This window comes from Nonomuraea sp. JJY05 (assembly GCF_043496855.1).
GTDB lineage: Bacteria > Actinomycetota > Actinomycetes > Streptosporangiales > Streptosporangiaceae > Nonomuraea.
In genome coordinates this window covers 294,518-314,035 of sequence record NZ_JBIEIS010000007.1, presented here as the reverse complement: position 1 = coordinate 314,035, position 19,518 = coordinate 294,518, and the positions used below count along the sequence as shown (strand labels likewise).

14 protein-coding genes are annotated in these 19,518 nt (G+C 70.6%); 6 read left to right on the top strand and 8 right to left on the bottom strand.

From position 1 onward, the window contains the following. Positions 1-136 precede the first annotated feature (136 nt). On the bottom strand, positions 137-2,113 hold the full coding sequence (locus ACFKCF_RS12835; protein WP_394493284.1) for a beta-propeller domain-containing protein: 1,977 nt from the start codon (positions 2,111-2,113) through the stop codon (positions 137-139). Between the two features lie 31 nt (positions 2,114-2,144). Further along, positions 2,145-4,475, bottom strand: a complete 2,331-nt coding sequence (locus ACFKCF_RS12830; RefSeq protein ID WP_394493282.1) for a protein kinase — start codon at positions 4,473-4,475, stop codon at positions 2,145-2,147. A 73-nt stretch (positions 4,476-4,548) separates the two neighbouring features. Here ACFKCF_RS12830 and ACFKCF_RS12825 point away from each other — a divergent pair, with 73 nt between their 5' ends. The 3 genes from ACFKCF_RS12825 to ACFKCF_RS12815 all read left to right on the top strand — a co-directional run bounded on the left by ACFKCF_RS12825 (position 4,549) and on the right by ACFKCF_RS12815 (position 8,032). Beyond that, entirely contained in the window at positions 4,549-6,054 is a 1,506-nt protein-coding gene (locus ACFKCF_RS12825) for a succinic semialdehyde dehydrogenase (protein WP_394493281.1), read from the top strand. A 101-nt stretch (positions 6,055-6,155) separates the two neighbouring features. Continuing rightward, positions 6,156-6,899, top strand: coding sequence for an MBL fold metallo-hydrolase (locus tag ACFKCF_RS12820; protein ID WP_394493279.1), 744 nt, complete (start codon positions 6,156-6,158; stop codon positions 6,897-6,899). 140 nt (positions 6,900-7,039) lie between these two features. Then, on the top strand, positions 7,040-8,032 hold the full coding sequence (locus ACFKCF_RS12815; RefSeq protein ID WP_394493277.1) for a PLP-dependent cysteine synthase family protein: 993 nt from the start codon (positions 7,040-7,042) through the stop codon (positions 8,030-8,032). Here ACFKCF_RS12815 and ACFKCF_RS12810 read toward each other — a convergent pair. Then, positions 8,013-8,765, bottom strand: coding sequence for an N-acetyltransferase (locus tag ACFKCF_RS12810; protein WP_394493275.1), 753 nt, complete (start codon positions 8,763-8,765; stop codon positions 8,013-8,015). The two genes, ACFKCF_RS12815 and ACFKCF_RS12810, sit on opposite strands and share 20 nt — an antisense overlap. A 70-nt stretch (positions 8,766-8,835) precedes the next feature. On the opposite strand from ACFKCF_RS12810, the gene ACFKCF_RS12805 reads away from it, so the two are divergent. Beyond that, complete coding sequence (locus ACFKCF_RS12805) at positions 8,836-10,329, top strand: DUF885 family protein (protein WP_394493273.1); 1,494 nt, start codon at positions 8,836-8,838, stop codon at positions 10,327-10,329. Between the two features lie 85 nt (positions 10,330-10,414). Then, positions 10,415-11,236, top strand: a complete 822-nt coding sequence (locus ACFKCF_RS12800) for an SDR family NAD(P)-dependent oxidoreductase (RefSeq protein ID WP_394493272.1) — start codon at positions 10,415-10,417, stop codon at positions 11,234-11,236. Here ACFKCF_RS12800 and ACFKCF_RS12795 read toward each other — a convergent pair. Next, a complete protein-coding gene (locus ACFKCF_RS12795; RefSeq protein WP_394493270.1) occupies positions 11,227-12,177 on the bottom strand; it encodes a hypothetical protein in 951 nt (316 codons plus the stop codon). The genes ACFKCF_RS12800 and ACFKCF_RS12795 overlap by 10 nt on opposite strands. Before the next feature lie 97 nt (positions 12,178-12,274). Between ACFKCF_RS12795 and guaA the strand changes: the two genes are divergently transcribed. Beyond that, the gene (gene guaA / locus ACFKCF_RS12790; protein ID WP_394493269.1) at positions 12,275-13,822 is read left to right on the top strand and encodes a glutamine-hydrolyzing GMP synthase; all 1,548 of its coding nucleotides are present in this window, start codon (positions 12,275-12,277) and stop codon (positions 13,820-13,822) included. A 95-nt stretch (positions 13,823-13,917) separates the two neighbouring features. On the opposite strand, the gene ACFKCF_RS12785 is transcribed toward guaA, so the two are convergent. From ACFKCF_RS12785 to ACFKCF_RS12770, 4 genes are all read right to left on the bottom strand, one after another. Beyond that, entirely contained in the window at positions 13,918-14,385 is a 468-nt protein-coding gene (locus ACFKCF_RS12785) for an ATP-binding protein (protein WP_394493267.1), read from the bottom strand. A 199-nt stretch (positions 14,386-14,584) separates the two neighbouring features. After that, positions 14,585-17,290 (bottom strand): hypothetical protein, encoded by a 2,706-nt coding sequence (locus ACFKCF_RS12780; protein ID WP_394493265.1) that lies wholly within the window; start codon positions 17,288-17,290, stop codon positions 14,585-14,587. Positions 17,291-17,420: 130 nt separating this feature from the next. Then, on the bottom strand, positions 17,421-18,374 hold the full coding sequence (locus ACFKCF_RS12775) for a hypothetical protein (protein WP_394493263.1): 954 nt from the start codon (positions 18,372-18,374) through the stop codon (positions 17,421-17,423). A 463-nt stretch (positions 18,375-18,837) separates the two neighbouring features. Continuing rightward, on the bottom strand, positions 18,838-19,479 hold the full coding sequence (locus ACFKCF_RS12770; RefSeq protein ID WP_394493261.1) for a protein-L-isoaspartate(D-aspartate) O-methyltransferase: 642 nt from the start codon (positions 19,477-19,479) through the stop codon (positions 18,838-18,840). Between the last annotated feature and the right edge of the window lie 39 nt (positions 19,480-19,518).

Below are 19,518 nucleotides of genomic sequence, written 5' to 3'. Positions count from 1 at the left end.
GGACCCATGTCATGACAAATCCGCTGAGTCCGACATTACATGGTTAGTAAAGTTTTCATCAGTTGTCGGATCCTGTCCATGGAAAAAGGTGCCAATTTCGTACGAAATCAGCACCTTTGATTGGTTGGGTTTGTGGTCAGCTGAGCGGGATCCACGCCTGTCGTGCCAGCGTGGCGGCGTCGTTGACCTGGATGCCGTCGTACGAGAGCGTCCAGATCGAGTCGCCGATGACCAGCGCACGGTCGATCCCGGCCTGGTACTCCTCCTTGGCCGGGTGCTTGATCATGCCGAGCTTCGTCACGCCCGAGTCGTCGATCTTCAGGACGAGCCCGCCCGACTCGGTCTGCTGGGTCAGCGGGATCACCGCCAGGCCGGTCTTGGGCCAGTACAGGAACGCGTGCGGGTCCCACTCGGCCGCTGAGCCCGAGTCCTTCTGGAACAGCTGCGACAGCCTGCGCGGGCTGGCGGGATCGCTCACGTCGAACAGCGAGACCTGCGTGCCCAGCGTCCGGCCCTTCTCGCTGGCCTCCTGGCCGATGCCGATCAGCCGGCCCTCGGCGCCGGGGTGCAGGTACGCGGAGTAGCCGGTGATCTTCAGCTCGCCCGTCACCTTGGGCGCCGCCGGATCGCGCAGGTCGAGCGTGTAGAGCGGATCGACCTGCTTGAACGTGACGCAGTAGCCGACCGGGCCGATGAACCTGACCGAGTAGATGCGCTCGCCCTCGCCGAGGCCGCCGACCTCGCCGGTCTTGGCCATGGTGTCGGCCTTGAGCACGTACACGGCGCTTGAGCTGTTCTTGCCGTCGGGGGAGGTGAGCGTGGTGGCGACGCGCAGGTGGCCGTCGTACTCCGACAGCGAGTACTGGTTCAGCAGCCGGCCGGGGACCTTGCCAGAGGCCACGTAGGAGGGTGCGCCGGGCGAGCCGATGTCGAACCGGTGGACCTCGGTCTCCTCGGGCGGGATCGTGGGCTCCGGGCCGGGCGTGGGGGTGTCCGGCACCGGGGGGCTCGTGGGCGTCGGCTCCACGGCCGGAGCGGCGTCTCCCGTGGACGGTGCGGTCGTCGGGGTCTCCACCGCCGGTTCGCTGATCACCACCGGCATCCACCAGCGCGGGTTGCTGGCCACGTAGAGGCTGCTGCCGGTGCCGTACACGATGTCGCCGTCGGCCGCCAGGCTGATCGGGTCGGTGCCCGCGGCGGTCACGCCCTGCGCCAGGTCGATGGTGTGCACGGTCAGCAGCGAGGTGCCGGTGTAGTCGGCCGGGTGGCTGATCCGCTCGCACTTCACCGAGTCCTTCTTGACGGTGCCGGACGCGTCGGTGATCTCGATCTTGGGGAGCCAGGCGTCCGCGGGGGCCTGGCGGACCACGGCCTGGTTGCGCTTGACGCGCTCGGCCTCGGAGACGTCGTCCTTGAACTCGGGGAAGGCGATGTCCGGCTGGCTGCGGGTGACCAGCCTGACCGTTGAGCCGACCATCCTGGCGTCCACGTACGAGCCCTGCGGCTTGATCGTGCTCAGCACCTTGGGCCGGCCCGACAGGTCGACCAGCACGTACCTGGTGTCGCCCGGCGGGGCGAAGCCGGCCATCCGCTTGTACATGATGTCGCCGCCGCGCATCAGCACCAGCGCGCGGTCGCCCGAGACCAGCAGGTCGGCGGGCACGGCGCGCCCGTTCTCGCCCTCCGTCAGCTTGAGCGAGCCCGTGACCTTCCTGGTGGCGGTGTCGATGATCCGCAGGACGCCGTCCTTGACGGTGATGAGCCGGTCGCCGTCGGTCTTGACGACGTCGGGCTCGTCCACGCCGGCCTCGTGCACGTTCGTCGTGGAGTGCTCGGAAGTGCTCGTCTTGGCGTTCGCGGTGACCGAGCGGGCGGAGTCCTCCATGTACGCGAGGGGCATGACGTTGTCGAACCCGTACGGGGTGACGCGCTGGGCGGCGTGCTCGCGCAACCCGGACAGCAGGTCGTCGCAGCCGGTGTAGGCCACCAGGCGGATCGCGCCGAGCGAGCTCACCTTGGGCTCCGGCGGCGCAGCGGCGGTCGTGGAGGTGCAGGCGACCGCGGCCGCCGCGAGCGCCGCGACGGTCGCGGCCGTGCGGATCAGCGTCTTCATGCCCTCATGACGGCTGCTCCGGCCGGATGGTTCAGGAGCCCTTGTTCGGGTTGGCGGTGAAGACCGGGCTGAAGTCGATCTCGTCGGGCACCTCGAGCAGCTTGCGCACGAGCTTCCCGGTGAAGTCGACCACCTGGACCTCGTCGTCGGCGCCGTTGTCCTGCTCCCAGCAGTAGAGGTGGCTCTCGTCGTAGAAGCCGAGGACCTTGTCGCACTGTGAGGAGAACTTGCGCAGGCGCTCGCCCGACTTGGTGTCCCAGATGCAGTGGTCGCCGTCGCCGCCGTTGGGACAGTTCGTGACGAACGTCTTGCCCGAGGGCGAGAAGATGTCCTGCGTGCCGGCGGACAGCGTGCCGATCTCGCTCGCCGAGTGCGTGGCCTTGCCCAGGGCGTTGAAGAAGCGCAGGCTGCGGTTCTTCTCGTTGCCGTAGACGTTCACGGTGCCGTCCTCGGCGCCGTCGAAGCCGAAGGCCGTCTGGCGCACGGAGGTGTCGCTGACGTCGACCTGGGTGGCCTCCTTCCTGGCCACGTCGACGAGGACGAAGCCCAGGTAGAGCCACTTGTTCCCGACCTTGCGCTCGGTGTTGAGCAGGATCTTCGAGCCGTCCCTCGACCATGCCCTGATGCTGCTGATCAGCGGCTCCTTGACGGTCTTGATCGTCGAACGCTCGCCTGACTGCCGGTCGGTGAGGACGATGAAGTCGTAGTCGTCGGAGCTGTAGCTCCTGCCCCTTTCGGCGAGGTAGCGGCCGTCGGGGGAGACCATCGACTCCCAGTTGGCGGCGTACTTGGTGAACGAGCCGCGCAGCGACCCCCTGGCGTAGTCGATCCAGTCGTCCTTCTTCTTGTCGTAGATCTCGTAGGAGGTCAGCACGATCGCGTCGCCCGGGTCCTCGTAGAGCGAGATCTTCGCGCCGGGGAGCGCCTTCTTGATGCCCGGCCTCGGCACGGCCTGCCCGGTGGGGGACGGGCTGGTGGTCGTCCTGGTCCTCGTCGAGCCCGACGTCGGGGTGGCGGCCGGGCCGGCCAGCGTCGACGACTTGTCGGCCTGGATGTAGACGACCACGCCGGCGAGGATCAGCAGCGCGACCGCCACCGTGATGCCGGCGACCAGCGGCGCCCTGCTCTTCTTCGGCCGCTGCTCGCCCCAGCTCGGGTGCGTGGGCTGGCCGTAGCCTCCGGGAGGCTGCCACGGCGGTTGGGGGGACGGGGCGACGGAGCCGGTGTGCGGGACCGGGCCGGAGTGCCCGCCGGGCCCCGGGTACGGGACGGGACCCGACGGCGGGACGGAGTGCGGACCCGACGAGGGCATGGACGGCGGACCCGGCAGGGGACCGGACAGAGGCCCTGACGGCGGGCCCGAGTGCGGCCCCGAGTGCGGGCCTGAATGCGGGCCCGACGGCCCTGACGGGGACGCGAAGGGCGACGACGGCGCGGGGGCGGCCTCGGCGGCGGCCTGCGCGAGGATGCCCGAGCCGGGCACGGAGCCGGGCATGGAGCCGGGCGCGGAGCCGGGCGCGTGCTGCGGCCCGGAGCCGGGCGTGGCGCCCGGCGCCGGGTGCCGCAGCAGCTGCATGATGACCTGCTCGGCCGTCGGCCGCTGCGCCGGGTCCTTGGACAGGCACGCGGCCACCACGTCACGCAGCTGCCCGTCGAGCATGCCCAGGTCGGGATGCTGGTTGAGGACGCGGTTGATCACCGCGGGCATCGTGTCGCTGCCGAACGGCGCCTGCCCGGAGGCGGCGAAGACCATCGCGCTCGCCCACGAGAACATGTCGGCGGCCGGGCCGACCGTGTGCCCCATGATCTGCTCGGGCGACATGTACGCCGGCGTGCCCACGACCATGCTGCTGATCGTCGAGGTGGCGTTCAGCGCCCTGGCGATGCCGAAGTCGATCACCCGGGGCCCGTCGGCACCGATGATCACGTTGGCCGGCTTGAAGTCGCGGTGGACGATGCCGGCCTGGTGGATGGCGGCCAGCGCGGTGGCGGTGCCGATGGCCAGGCGGTGCAGGACGGTGCCCGTGCGCGGCCCGTCCTCCTGCACGACCCGGTGCAGCGAAGGCCCCTCGATGAACTCGCTGACGATGTAAGGCCGGTCCTGCTCGACCCCGGTGCCGAGGACGGCGGCGGTGCAGAACGGCGCCACCTGCTGGGCCACCTGGACCTCGCGCATGAACCTCTCGGTGCTCACCTGGTCGCCCGACAGGTCGGGCCGCAGCCACTTGACCGCCACGCGGGAGTCGTTGTGGCCTTTGGCGAGGTAGACGACGCCCTGACCGCCCTCGCCGAGCCGGCCGAGGAGATCCAGGCCCCCCAGCCGCTGTGGATCTCCGGGGCGTAGCGGAGCGAAGGTTGCCATGTAGGGATTCTGTCGCTACGGCGCGAATCCGCAAAAACTACCCGTCGGTAGCCGAGCGGAATATCCTTCTGGCATGCACGTGACGTCCAGCGGTAGGACACGGCACATCGTCGCCCCCTTCACCGGCGAAACCCTCGCCGAGCTGCCCGTCTCGGACGTCGACGACGTCCGCAGGGCGTACGAGAAGGCCAGGGCCGCCCAGGCCGAGTGGGTCCGCAGGCCCGCGGCGGAGCGGGCGAGACCGTTCCTGCGGCTGCACGACGCGATCCTCGACCGGCGCGCCGAGATCCTCGACATCGTCCAGAACGAGACCGGCAAGGCCCGCAAGCACGCCTTCGAGGAGGTGCTCGACGTCGCGGGCTGCGCCCTCCACTACGCCCGCCGGGCGCCCGGACTGCTCGCGCCGCGCGCCCGCAAGGGCGTCTTCCCCGGCGCCACCCGCGTCGTGGAGCTGCGCCGGCCCAAGGGCGTGGTCGCGCTGATCTCCCCGTGGAACTACCCACTCGCGCTGGGCGTCACCGACGCGGTGCCCGCGCTGCTGGCCGGCAACGCGATCGTGCACAAGCCGGACACGCAGACCGCCCTGTCCACGTTGTGGACCATCGACCTGCTGGCCGAGCTGGGCATGCCGCGCGAGATCTGGCAGGTCGTGCTCGGCGAGCCGGCCGAGATCGGCGACGTGCTGCTGGACGACGCCGACTACGTGGCGTTCACCGGATCGACGCGCGGCGGCAGGAAGATCGCCGAGGAGGCGGCCAAGCGGCTCATCGGCTGCTCGCTGGAGCTCGGCGGCAAGAACCCCATGGTGGTGCTCGACGACGCCGACCTCGACGTGGCCGTCCAGGGGGCCATCCGCGCCTGCTTCACGAACGCCGGGCAGCTCTGCCTGTCGATCGAGCGCCTGTACGTGCACGCGTCGGTGTTCGACGCCTTCGCCGAGCGCTTCGTCGAGCAGGTCCGAGGCATGAAGCTGGGCGCGGGGCACGACTGGTCGGTGCAGATGGGCTCGCTCACCTCGCGGCGCCAGCTCGACACGGTCAGCGCGCACGTGGACGACGCCCTGGCCAAGGGCGCGCGGCTGCTGACCGGCGGCAAGGCCAGGCCCGACCTGGGGCCGCTGTTCTACGAGCCGACCGTGCTCACCGGCGTCGCCGAGGACATGGAGCTGTGCCGCAACGAGACGTTCGGGCCGGTGGTCGCGCTCTACCCGTTCACCTCTGACGACGAGGTGGTCGAGCTGGCCAACGACACCATCTACGGCCTGAACGCCTCCATCTGGACCTCCAGCCTCCCGCGCGGCCGCGCGCTCGCCGCCCGCGTCAAGGCCGGCACGGTCAACATCAACGAGGGGTACGCCTCGGCCTACGCCTCCTACGACGCCCCCATGGGCGGCATGAAGGCGTCCGGGCTGGGTCGCCGGCACGGGTCGGAGGGCCTGCTGCGGTACACCGAGTCCAAGACCGTGGCCTCGCAGGCGGGCTGGCTGGGGTTCGAGCCGCCGTTCGGGCTGCCGTACGAGAAGTGGGCCGCCACCCTGGCCACCACGCTCAAGACGATGCGGCGGCTGCGGTTGAAGTGATGTCCGCGCTGCAGACGCGAACGATCAGGGCACGGCGATCGGGCGGATCGTCAACGGGCTCGTGTGGAATAACCCGTCCTGAGCCGGTGTAGTTGACGTCCATGGAGATTCGTTATCTCGGAGGGCCGACGGCGGTCCTGGAGATCGGCGGGGTGCGCCTGCTGACCGATCCCACGTTCGACACGCCCGGTGACTACCCGATCGGGAACCGGGCGCTCACGAAGACCGTGGGGCCCGCCCTCGGCACGGCCGAGCTCGAGGCCGTGGACGCGGTGCTGCTCTCCCACGACCAGCACCCGGACAACCTCGACAGGGCCGGGCGGGACTACCTGACGTCCGTTCCGCTGGTGCTCTCCACCGGGTCGGCGGCCGAGCGGCTGGGGGCCTCCGTCCAGGCGCTGCCCAACTGGACGTCCGTCACGGTGAGCGACGGGCTGCGGGTGACCGGCGTCCCCGCCCAGCACGGGCCCGACGGCACCGAGCACCTGGTGGGCGAGGTGACCGGGTTCGTGCTCAGCGGTGACGGGCTGCCGACCGTCTACGTGAGCGGGGACAACGCCTCGCTGGACGTCGTACGGGAGATCGCCGGGCGGTTCGGCCCCGTGGACGTGGCGCTGCTGTTCGCGGGAGGGGCGCGCACGCCGCTGGTCGACGGCTACCTGACGCTGACCAGCGACGACGCCGTGACGGCGGCCGAGATCCTGGGGGCCAGGCACGTGGTGCCGCTGCACTTCGAGCACTGGGCGCATTTCACGCAGGGGCGGGACACCGTGGAGCAGGCGTTCGCCGGGTTCGGCGACCGGCTCCGGCTGCTCGCTCCGGGCGAAAGCACCCGGATCCCCTGACCACGTGGGCGGCGGCGCCCGGGTCCCCTGACCGCCCGGCGCTGGGCGGCGGCCCCCGCATCCGCCGGTCGCCCGCCGGATCGGTCGGCTCGTGGCGAACGGCGCCACCCAGGCCCGTCCCGCCCTGGCAGGGTGGAGCCATGAGCTGGAACGCGCGAGCCCTCGACGTGCTGGCGGCGGGGGAGCCCACCCCGCTGATCGACTTCCCGATCCAGGCGCCCGGGATCAGGCTGCTGCTGAAGGACGAGTCCGCGCAGCCGACCGGGAGCCTGCGGCACCGGCACGCCAGGGCGCTGTTCCGGCAGGCCGTCCTCGACGGGCTGGTCACCGAGGGCACGACCGTGGTGGAGGCCACGGGCGGCAACGCGGCCGTCGCGCAGGCCTGGTTCGCGCGGCGGCTCGGGCTGCCGTACATCGTGGTCATGCCGGGCGAGCGCAGCCAGGCGCGGGCCCGGGCGGTGGAGGCGCTGGGCGGGGAGTGCAGGTTCGTGACGCCGCCGCTGGCGATCTACGACGCGGCGCGTCGGATCCCGGGCCATTTCCTCGATCAGTTCGGGCGGGCGGCCGAGCACGACCTGGGGGAGGAGCTGTTCGCCCAGGTGCGGCCCGACTGGGTGGTGACGGGCGCGGGCACGGGTGCCACCTCCGCCACGCTCGGGCGGTGGATCCGCGATCACGACCTGCCCTGCCGGGTCGCGGTGGCCGATCCCGATAATTCGGCATATTTCCCTGGATGGACGCTCGACGTGCCCGACTACGCGACCGGGATGCCGTCGCGGATCGAGGGCATCGGGCGGCCGCGCGTCGAGCCGGGGTTCCGGCCCGACCTGGTCGACCTCGTCGTCCCGGTGCCCGACGCGGCGAGCGTGGCGGCGGCCCGGCACCTCCGGGCGGTCACGGGGCTCGCGGTGGGCGGCTCGTCGGGCACGGCGCTCTGGGCGGCGCTGGAGCTGGTCGGGCGCATGCGGGCCAGGGGCGAGACCGGCACCGTGGTGTCGCTGGTCGGGGACGCCGCCGATCGGCATCTGGCGACCTTTCACGATGACGCGTGGGCCGCCGCCAAGGGGCTGGACATCGGGCAACACATCGATGAGTTGCGGCGCCGGGTCGCGCTCAGGCCAGGGGATGGGTGACCCAGACGTTCGGTTCGACGTACACGGCGTGGTCCTGATCCAGGTCGCAGTGCACCAGGGTGAGCGCGCCGGGCACCTCCACCGGGCCCGGGCGGTCGAACGGCAGGTCCGTCCACCGGCGCCACTCCGCCAGCGTGCCCGACACCACCATCGAGCGCGGCGCCACCTTGACGATCTTCCCGCCCGCCCGCACGTGCACCCGTAACCAGGCGTCATGGGGCAGGCCGTCGGCTCGGGTCCTGAAGGCGTACTCGGTCATGGGGGTACGCGGTTCGAGGTGCTTCCTGTTGGGCCTGACCGGCGCCACCAGCTCGCAATAGCCGAGGCCGGCGGCGCGCTCGCGCATGGCCGCGAGCATCAGGGAGGAGAGCCCCGTTCCCTGGAGATCGCGGCGGACGGAGATCTCCAGGGCGGAGATGCTGTCGGGCCGCTCGCCGCGCTCGCGGGCCAGCCAGCCGTGCCTGATCACGCCGTCCCACCCGTCGTCGGGCAGCTCGGAGCCCCTGAAGGGGAACGGGATCATGCACCCCCGCGCCGCCAGCCGTCCCGGCTCCTCGTCGGAGTCGGCCACCAGCACGTAGTCGGCGTAGGTCGTGGTGGCGAACGGATAGAACAGGTCCGCGATCGGATCCTCGAGCACGAAATCGTGCCACGTATGGTCCATCTCGAACAGCGACGGCGCGAACTCGGGACGCTCCGCGAGCGTCGTGATCTTGAGGGCCACGAGAATCATTCTCACATTACGGCCGACCGGTACGCGCTTGTATAAATCAGGGCGAATGACGTGCGCTAGCGTCGGCCGCATGACAGAACTTGACGCCAGGCTGCGCGCCATCACCGACCTGATCGTGGCCGAGGCGCGCGAGGGCGGCGGCAGGCACGAGTACGACGGCCGGATCCAGGATCTCTCGCCCTCGGGCGTGCGGTCCGGGCTGGCGCGACTCGGCGAGGGGCCGCTGCCCGCGGAAGCGCATGACGCCGAGCACCTTCAGGTGTTCGAGGAGAGCCTGCGCACTCAGTTCGGCGAGCTGGAGCTGCATCGCAAGAACCCGCTGGTCCACCTCTCGAACCTCGACCTCGCCTGCTACGACCGCGACTACGCCCCCGAGGAGGAGCGCGCGGCGGCCAAGGCGGCCCACCTCGCGCTCTGGCCCGAGGCGGTGGACCAGGCGATCGCCTCGCTCGACCAGGTTCCGGCCCCCGTCGCGCAGTCCCTGCTCGCCGCGACCAGGGGACTGGCCGCCGGGGTCACCGACGAGGCCGCGCTCAAGGCGCACAGCCTGCTCGTGGCCCACGTCGAGCGGGCCGCGGCCGAGGGCGACCCCGACGCGGCCCTCGGCGGCGAGGCGCTGGCCAGGCTCATGGGCACGGCCGAGGGGCTGCCCGTCGACCTGGGCAGGCTCGCCGAGCGGGCCGACGCCGAGCGGGACCGGCTGATGGGGCTGCTCGCCGAGTCCTGCGCCAAGCTGGGTGAGCGGGACCGGGCGCCGCTGGACGTCGTACGGGAGCTGGTCAAAGAGCATCCCGACGCCGACGGGGTCATCGAGGCGGCGCGGATCGGTACGGAGAAGGCCATCGCGTTCACGCGCGAGAAGGACCTCGTGCCCTACCACGACGGCGAATGCCTGGTGGGGCTGGCGCCCGAGTCGCGGCGCTGGGCGATGGCCATGATGGCGTGGAACTCGCCGGGCGAGCCCGAGGGCCCGTCCTGGTACTACATCACGCCGCCGGACACCTCATGGCCGGAGCAGGACCAGGAGGAGTGGCTGGAGGTCTTCAGCAACGTGACGCTGCCGGCGATCAACGTGCACGAGGTCGCGCCCGGGCACTTCTCGCACGCCCGCGCGCTGCGGCGGGCGAAGTCGGACGTGCGCCGGCTCCTGCAGTCGCTCGCGTTCATCGAGGGGTGGGCGCACTACGCCGAGGAACTGTGCGTGGAGGAGGGCTTCGAGTCGGGCGACCCGCGGTTCGAGATCGGCGTCTGGGTGGAGGCGCTGCTCCGCGTCACCCGGCTGGCCTGCGCGATCGGCGTGCACACCGGGCAGATGACGGTCGAGGAGGGCGCCAGGCGCTTCGAGTCCGACACGCACCTGGCCGGGCCGGCCGCGCTGTCGGAGGCCAGGCGGGCGTCGTTCGACCCGACGTACGGGCGTTACACCTGGGGCAAGCTGCTCATCCTCGACCTGCGGGAGCGGGCGCGGGCGGAGTGGGGCGCGGGCTTCACCCTGCAGCGTTACCACAAGGCCCTGCTCGACCTCGGCTCGCCGCCCCTGGGCCTGATCGACCGCATCCTCTAGATCGTCCCCTTCCCTCCGGAAGGGACCCTGGGGCGGCGGTGGCACGTCCGGTAGCGTCGGTCGCGAGCGAGGGGAGGATGATCCTGTGCGGGAGCTCTCCGGCAAGGTCGCCGTGGTGACCGGCGCGGCCAGCGGCATCGGGCGGGCGCTGGCGCTCAGGTTCGCGGCCGAGGGCATGGCGCTGATGCTCGCCGACGTCGATCCCGGCGGCCTCGTCGAGACGGCCCACCAGGCAGGCGACGGCAAGGTGCTCACGCAGGTCACCGACGTCTCCGACGCGGTGGCCGTACGGCACCTGGCCAACCGCTGCTTCGGCGAGCTCGGCGCCGTGCACGTCCTCTGCAACAACGCCGGCGTCTTCCAGGGCGGCCGCATGTGGACCCGCGGCGAGGAGGACTTCGCCTGGCTGCTGGGGGTCAACCTGTGGGGCGTGCTCCACGGCATCCACGAGTTCGTCCCGCGCATGATCGAGCAGGACACCGAGGGGCACATCGTCAACACGGTGTCGGTGGCCGGGCTGTTCACCACGCCGGGCTCGGGCGGGTACGCGGTCACCAAGTACGCCGCGATGGCCGCGTCCCAGGCCCTGGCCGAAGACCTGGCCGCCACGGGCTCCAAGCTCCGGGTGACCGCGCTCTGCCCCGGCGCGGTCAGGACCCGCATCGCCGACTCCGAGCGCGTACGCCCGGCCGGCCTGGTCACCACCCCCACCCAGGACGAGGTGGACGCGCAGGAGTGGGTCGGCCGGGCGTCCGAGCGCGGCATCGAGCCGGCCGAGGTGGCCGGCCTGGTCGTGGCGGCCATCCGCGAGGAGCGGTTCCTGGTGCTGACCGATCCCCGGTACGCCGCTCGGCTGCGCCTGCAGACCGAGACCCTGCTCACCGGGAACCTGCCGCCCTACCAGTGACGTTCGTGGGCCAGCACCCGCACCACGGTGCCGCTGTGCGGCCTGACCAGCAGCCGGACGTGGTCGCCGGGCAGCACGTCCTGGTAGAGGCCCTGCGTGACCAGGAACGACCGGGCCTTCTCCGAGCTGCCGTCGTGCACGGCCACGTGGTAGGCGCGCGTGCTGCTCATCGTCTCGGGGTCCACATCGACGACGGCCCAGCGCTTGACGACGTAGCCGGAGACCTCCTGCCGCTTGGGGCCCGGCGGGGCGGACCCGGGCGGCTCGATCCCCACGCCGTGCCAGCCGCTGCCCGTGAAGATCCACTCCTGCTGCGGATCCGTCGGCTCGGCGTCCGGCCCGGCGACCTCCCGTCCGGCCGGGGTCAGCAGGAATCCCCGTCCCGCCATGAGCAGCCCCACCCCGGCCACGAACGACACCATCGTCGCGATCATCCCCGGCCACGACAGCCCGGCCGCGGAGATGGTGGCGTACCAGGGGATGACCAGCGCGGCGGCCAGGAGCACCGGAACGATCATGGTCGGCCAGCGCCGCCGCGCCAGGCCCAGGTCGATGGCGGTCTGCCGGGCCAGCGGGACCAGGCCGCCGTCCAGCTCGGACCCTTCGGGCATGACCGCCATGACGGGCGCGTACGGCTTGCCCGCCAGGCGGGCGCCCACCCGTTCCAGGACCCATCGCTCGTACGGGAGGAGCGGCTCCTGCCTCAGGGGCGCCAGCGACAGGCGCTCGTCCTCGATCGTCAGCCACCCGCGCCCGGCCAGCTCGAACAGCGCCGTGTGGAACACCTCCTGAGCCCGCATGCCGCGTAACAGCTCGACCACGGGCAGTGGCGCCTCGTGTCGCGGCGCTCCCCGCGGGCGGTCGCGGCTGGACACCTTGAAGGCGGCGGCCAGCGTGGCGGCCCACAGGGCCCACGCCGTCGCCGGCCAGACAAGATCCATTGTTCTGTGTTAGCACGAGTGCCGGTGGCAGGCCAGGTGTAATGCACAAGGCCGATAGACTGTAGTCACCGCATTTCGCCTTTGGGGGGTTCTCACGGTGTCTGAATTCGACACAGTGCTGGTGGTCGACTTCGGCGCACAGTACGCGCAGCTCATCGCCAGGCGTGTGCGCGAATGCCACGTCTACTCCGAGATCGTGCCCTCGACCATGCCGGTCGAGGAGATGATGGCCAAGAACCCCAAGGCGATCATCCTGTCCGGCGGCCCTTCCTCGGTCTACGCCGAAGGCGCCCCGCCGGTGCCCCACGGGCTGTTCGAGACGGGTGTGCCCACGTTCGGCATCTGCTATGGCTTCCAGGCCATGGCGCAGGCGCTGGGCGGCGAGGTGGCCCGCACGGGCGTGGCCGAGTACGGCGGCACCGCGCTCGAGGTGCTCAACGAGGGCGTGATCTTCTCCGGGCTGCCGGCCGCCCAGACGGTCTGGATGTCGCACGGTGACAGCGTCGCCGCCGCCCCCGAGGGCTTCACGGTGACCGCCTCGACGAGCGAGACCCCGGTCGCCGCCTTCGAGCACCCCGAGCGCGGGCTCTACGGCGTGCAGTTCCACCCGGAGGTGCTCCACTCCGAGCACGGCCAGGTGGTGCTCAAGCACTTCCTCGACGCCGCCGGCTGCCGGCCCTCGTGGACCATGCTCAACATCGTCGAAGACTCCGTCGAGGCCGTGCGCCGCCAGGTGGGCGACGGCCGCGCGATCTGCGCCCTGTCCGGCGGCGTCGACTCCGCGGTGGCCGCCGCGATCGTTCAGCGCGCCATCGGCGAGCGGCTGACCTGCGTCTTCGTCGACCACGGCCTGCTGCGCAAGGGCGAGGCCGAGCAGGTGGAGCGCGACTTCGTGGCCGCCACGGGCGTGAAGTTGCGCGTGGTCGACGCCGCCGACCGCTTCCTGAAGGCGCTGGAGGGCGTCTCCGACCCGGAGGAGAAGCGGAAGATCATCGGCCGCGAGTTCATCCGCGTCTTCGAGGACGAGCAGCGCGCCATCATGGCCGACGGGCCGGTGGAGTTCCTGGTCCAGGGCACGCTCTACCCCGACGTGGTGGAGTCGGGCGGCGGCACCGGCACCGCCAACATCAAGTCCCACCACAATGTCGGCGGCCTGCCTGACGATCTCCAGTTCAAGCTGGTCGAGCCGCTGCGCGCGCTCTTCAAGGACGAGGTGCGCCGGGCGGGCGAGGAGCTGGGGCTCCCGTCCGCCATGGTCTGGCGCCAGCCCTTCCCGGGTCCCGGTCTCGGGATCCGCATCGTGGGCGAGGTCACCCGCGAGCGCCTGACCCTGCTGCGCGAGGCCGACGCGATCGCCCGCGAGGAGCTGTCCCGGGCCGGCCTCGACCGGCAGATCTGGCAGTGCCCGGTGGTGCTGCTGGCCGACGTCCGGTCGGTGGGGGTGCAGGGGGACGGGCGTACGTACGGGCATCCGGTGGTGCTGCGGCCGGTGACGTCCGAGGACGCGATGACGGCCGACTGGGCGCGGGTGCCTTACGACGTGCTGTCGCGCATCTCGACCCGGATCACCAACGAGGTCCGGGAGATCAACCGGGTGGTGCTCGACGTGACGAGCAAGCCTCCGGGCACCATCGAGTGGGAGTAGTTCGCGGGGAGGGCTAGCCGGGGCGGGAGAGCTCGGGGCTCAGGCGGGGTGCTTGGGGCTCAGGCGCCTACGGGGGTTCAGGCGGCGATCCGGGCTCAGGCGGCGACCGGGGTGAGGGCGCCGATGGGGCAGTCGGTCCCGGCGTGGGCGAACGCCGACAGCTCGAACCAGATGGCCTTGCCGCGAGCCGTACGCTCGCCGCCCCAGCAGCAGGAGAGCAAGTCGACGAGGAACAGCCCGCGCCCGCTCTCCGCGTCCGCGTCGACGACCCGCATGCGCGGCAGGTCGGGGTTCTCGTCCTCGACCTCGCAGCGCAGCAGGCCGTCCTCGGCGGAGAGGCTGAGGCGGACCTGCCCGTACGCGTGCCTCACGGCGTTGCCGACCAGCTCGCTGACGAGCAGTTCCGCGGCCTCCGCCTGGTCGTCGAGGCCCCAGTCGGCGAGCTTCTCGCGGGTCAGCCGGCGGGCAGCGCGCACCGAGCGGAGGTCAGGCGAGAGCCACCACGACGCCGTGCGGCACGTGGTCTGGCGGCGGCCGGTCACCGCGGTCAGGATGCTGCTCATCGAAAGCCTGTTCATGTCCTACCCCGAGTGGGTCCTCTCCCTTGCCTCTCGACCAGTGAGCCTGGGTTGCTCACACCGTCGAGAATGCCTCAGTGAGATGCATCACGAAGAGGTGAAAACTCCCCGCATAGGTACCTATTCCCCGTACGTAGGCAGCCCCACGGCAGGGGCCGGTGTGCTTTCTGGTACGAGGGAGGCTCTATGAGGTGGTCTGGGGCACCACGCAGTTGTTGCCCGGAGGCTTGCCCTCCGGCCAGGCGACGCCCTTGAACGTCAGCTTTCCCGACGCCGGGTCCAGCCGGACGACCGGGAGGGCCTTGTCGTACGGGTTGCCCGCGCCGGTCAGGCAGATCAAGCCGCTCGCGCCCTGGATCCGGTAGGCGGCGTGCAGATCGGCGAGCACGTCCTTGACGTCCTGCCGGGAGGGGACCTCTGTGGGGCTGAGCGCGACCGCCTTCGCCAGGGCCCGGTGGGCGGTCAGGACCACGTCATGGGTGATGATCGTACGCCCGTCCTCGAGTGCCACAGGGCCGATCTTGGCGGTGGCGATGAGGTGCTGGAGCCGCGCCAGGGACTCCTGCGGCTCGGCGAGATAGCGCGGGAGGTCTTCCCGCTTCGGCTTGGAGCCTTGGTTGTTCCGCCACCACTTCTCCACCTCGACGGTCCAGGTGCCGGGATGGGCCGGGGCGGCGTACTCGACGGACACGGACGGCCTGCCGCCGCCCGGGTCGCCCCGGAGGAGTTCGAGGTCCTCGGCGTCCAGGCGGCTGTCGAGTGTCGTCGCGTCGGAGCCGGTGATCACGGTGTAGGACTTCTTGCCGGCACAGTAGGTGTTCGCCAGCGTCTTGACGAAGAGCTTCAGATGGAAGGCCCGGCCGGCGAAATAGATGAAACGGGCGTTCGACTGGCAGATGTTCAGGGCGAAGTCCTGGAACCGGTTGGGCGTGCGGCCGGGCTCCTCAAGGCCGGGTGACTCGTACGTCATGTCCTGGACCCCGGTGCCCCTCTTGCCTTTCCGGGCCTCGGTGAAGGCGTCGCGCAGAGACTTGTCGTAGTTGTCCTTGGGCCGGGTGTCCGCGATGAGCGCGCTCTCGGCGCCCGCCAGCTTCGGGTCGGACTTGAGCAGTGCCTCGGCCTGCTCCTTGGAGGTCGAGACCACGCGGGCCAGGCCGGGGAACGGATCCTGGCCGCGGTCCTGGCTCTCCGGATTGGCGAAATCGGTCGAGGTGACCAAGCCTGCGACGACGGGGATGCCCAGGTCTCTCGTCAGGTGGCGCATCGCGTTCCACGTGTTGGTCAGGCTGAGGTTGAACCCGGCGACGACGCGGAGCTGCGGTTCCCTTCTGGTGAGATAGTTCACGGTCTGCTGCCAATGCCAGTAGTCGCGGCCGGGGTTGGCGAGGACGAGGCGGATCGGCGGCTTCGCGGCGTCGGGGGTGTTGGCTTGCAGCTGGGCCAGATAGGCGCCCTGCACCTCGCTCAGGATCTGCTTGCGCACGGCCGGGATGTCCGACTGCATGGGGATCATCAACGCCACGGTGGCGTACGGCTTCGCCGCGATCCGATCGTTCTCCGCCTCGATGCGCGCGAAGACCTCCGGCATGCCGTCGACCTCCGGCATGAACACGCCTGTGCCGTCCGACACGCCGATGCAGTCAGCGCCCACCACCACGAGCCCTTCACCGCAGCTCGCCGGCTCGGGCGGCGGGAGTATCACCGTGTACGCGACGAAACTCAGGACGCCCGCGATGGCGAACACCTCGGTGGCGAGGGTCAGCGGTCCCGGCCCCCTGCGGGGCGGTTTCGGCGCCGGGCCCGAGCCCACGGTGACCGGCAGCAGCCGGCTGGGCACCGGCTCGGTGCCGCCGGCGACGATGTTCTCGACGGCCTCTTTCCGCCGGGCGAACAGCGCCGGGATCTCTTCGGCGAGTTCGCCCGGAGGCACGGGCGGGTTGGCTCCTCTCGCGACCGGTGCTCCGCCCCGCGCCGAGGTCGCCACGACGACGGGAGGTACGCGCAGGCCGCGGGATCCGTGATCGTAGGCGGCGAGCAGGGTGTCCCTGATCTTCCGCCGCGCCGGGACGAGGTCGACGTCGGGCAGGAGAATGACGGGGCGGCGCGCGCGGTTGAGCCGGCGGAAAAGCCCGTAGTGCGCGTTGATGTCCGCCAGCAGGGCCTTGACGAGCAGGAGCTCCTTCTCGTCGATGCCCTTGGACGGCGGTTCGATCAGCAACCGGCGCAGCTCCCTGACGAGCTCCTCGGTGGTGTCCAGCGGCCGTTTGAACGCCTTCTTCCGGAACCAGCGCAGGGTGCGGCGGCCGCGTCCCTTGAAAGCGCCGAACACGCCGATCACCACGCCGACGACGCCGTTCGCCAGGTTTCCTAGATGGGCGTTGGCGAGCACCTCTCTGATCGCCTGGCGAACCTCCCGAAGGATCTGCTGCCGGGCCTTGTCGCTCGCCTTTCTGATCTTCTCCTTCAGCTCGGCGTCCAGTTCGCCCAGCTCGGCGAGGCGTTTCTGCTCCGGATCCCGGAGATTCCACTCCGTGAGGGCGTACGCGGCCTCGAAGCGCGGGAAGACGAGGGGAAGCCGGCAGGCGGGACGCGAGAACCTGTGCGCGACGGCCCGCAGTTCCGCCGCGAACTGCGACGGGTCGGCGTCCGGCGGGGTCTTGCACGGCTCGTTGATCGGCAGGACGCTCGAATACTCCTCGTAGTATTCCTCGGGCCACGATCGAATCGCATCGAGGCCGGCCGCGTGCTCGTCCGAGGGCTCGAGCTGAAAGACCAAAGGTCCGGCTCGGCGGCCGAACCGGACCTTCCTCCGGCGGAACCGACGGAGGATCACCAGCTCCGCCAGCGCCGCGTGTAGGTGCTGAGCCACCTCGGCCCCCATCGTCGTCATACCGGCCCCCCAGCGAGTGGGTTGGACATTAACCGGTCGTGACCGCGTCTTAACGGGGTTTGGGGAAATGCCGAGGTCCTGCGGTCCTGTACGGCGGCGCTCGCCGTACAGGACGAGGGTTTTTCAGGCGTCAGCTGCCTTTCTTGTCCTTTTCCGCGAGGGTGCCGCAGGTGAAGCCCTTTTCCCGGTCGGGATCGAGCTGGATGTCGACCAGGATCGTGCTCTCCGAGAACTTGCGGAAGGTCATCAACTTGTCGCAGTCGTAGAAGGCGTAACCGCCCTCGAACTCGCCCAGCAGCATCATCCAGCGCCCGTCGTAGAGCGTCTTGCCGCTGCTGTCCTGGAGCCTGGCCCACTGGTCCTGGAAGCCGAGGCTGTCGAGCAGCGTGTTGGCCTGCCCGGTCTCCTGCACCTGCACGGCGCCGAAGACCATCTGGATGATGAGCAGGTATCCCAGCCCGACGCCCGTGAAGGCCCCGATCAGGACCTTCATCCCGGCGCGGCCGATCGACCTGCGGCGCAGCAGCCGGAAGGGCACCACGTAGGCCAGGAAGCCCAGCGCGATCGCGAAGACGACCTCACCGCCTCCCAGGTGCTCGCCCGCCGCGGTGTACACGTAATAGAGGAAGCCCAGGTAGGACAGACCGGCCCAGATCGCGGCCATCACGGCGACGATCCACGGGCGGGCCCGGACGGCCTGGAACAGGCGTCCGGCCCAGCCGCGGGTGATGAGGTTGAGCAGCCAGCCCAGTCCGATGACGAGGCCGATGAACAAGGCGCTGATCAGTATCAGCGGCAGCAGGGTGCCGAGGAGCCGCCCGAAGAGCACGGACTGGTCCATGCCGGCCTGCTCGGGCGTGATGCCGAAGACGCTGTACATCTCCTTGAAGCCCATGTACAGCAGCGCGTACAGCGTGACACCGGCCGGGACCACCACCGAGCCGATCTTCTCGAGTACGTCGAGGACGCCGCCGCTGTCCTCCTCGCCCTCCGGCGTGGCCTTCGGGGCCTCGGCCGGGGGAGCGTCCTGCGGCAGCGGCTCAGCCGGAATCGGCTGATCTAACGGGTAAGACTGATAAGTCATGATAAATCGGAATCCATGCCTGTTTGACGGAGTGTGGGAGTTAATTGACAAGATTATTGGCCGCTGGAGGGCAGTGCGGATCGACCCCATCCGATCGCCCAAATGGCGATCCAGCACAAAGCCCTCAGAGCGGGCGCGCCAGGGTCTCGGCAGGAGTAGGGGGACGCGGCGAGGCCGCAGTCGTTACTTCAACTTCCCTCGAAATGTTCCCCTGATCTTTGCTGATCGTCCGAGGTCGCCGCCTCGACGGCGGCGCTCAGCCCCATACCGTAGCGGTCGGGGTGGCACAGCCGCGACAGAACCCCCTTGATGCCGATATATGACCGTAAGCCGCCCGAAGCTGCCACAAGCGCGCGGCATTTTCGCTGACTCGCACATTTACCGGACCTGTCCGGTGGTCAGTCGGAGTCATTCGCGTCATTACGTATTCATCGGCACTTGACCGGCTGAGGGGTCGAGGAGCCTAAGGCTCGGGCGGTGGGTCGTCCGCGTGTTCGCCGATCAGGGGGACGAACCGGGCGGGGGTCAGCAGGCGTTCCTGGACCAGGCGGTCGTGTCGCTTGCCGAAGAGCACGACGGTCTCGTTCAGCTCCTCGTGGATCGGCATGACCAGCCGTCCGCCCTCGGCGAGTTGCTCGGCGAGCGGGGCGGGCACCGTCCGGGCCGTGGCGGACACGACGATGGCGTCGAAGGGCGCGTGCTCGGGCAGGCCGGCGGTGCCGTCTCCGACCACTGTCTCGGCGTTGGTCACGCCGGCCGCGGCGAGGTTGGCCCGCGCGTGCCGGGCCAGGTCGGCGTGGCGTTCCATCGAGTACACCTGGCGGGCCATGCGGGCGAGCAGGGCGGTCTGGTAGCCGTACCCGGTGCCGATCTCCAAAACCTTCTCCGTGCCCGACAGCCGCAGGGCGTCGATCATCTGCGCGATCAGGGACGGCTGCGAGGTGGGCTGGCCGTGGCCGATCGGGATCGGTTCGTCGAAAGGGGCGCGGTCGGCGTGGCGCGGCGGCACGAACCGGTCGCGCGGTGTGGTGGCGAGGGCCGCCAGCAGCCGGGGATCTTCCACCCCCGCCCACTGGGCGGCCTTCACCAGCGTCTCGAACTCCATCGGCGGTCACCCGCCGGCGCGCTGCTCCGAGCCATGTCC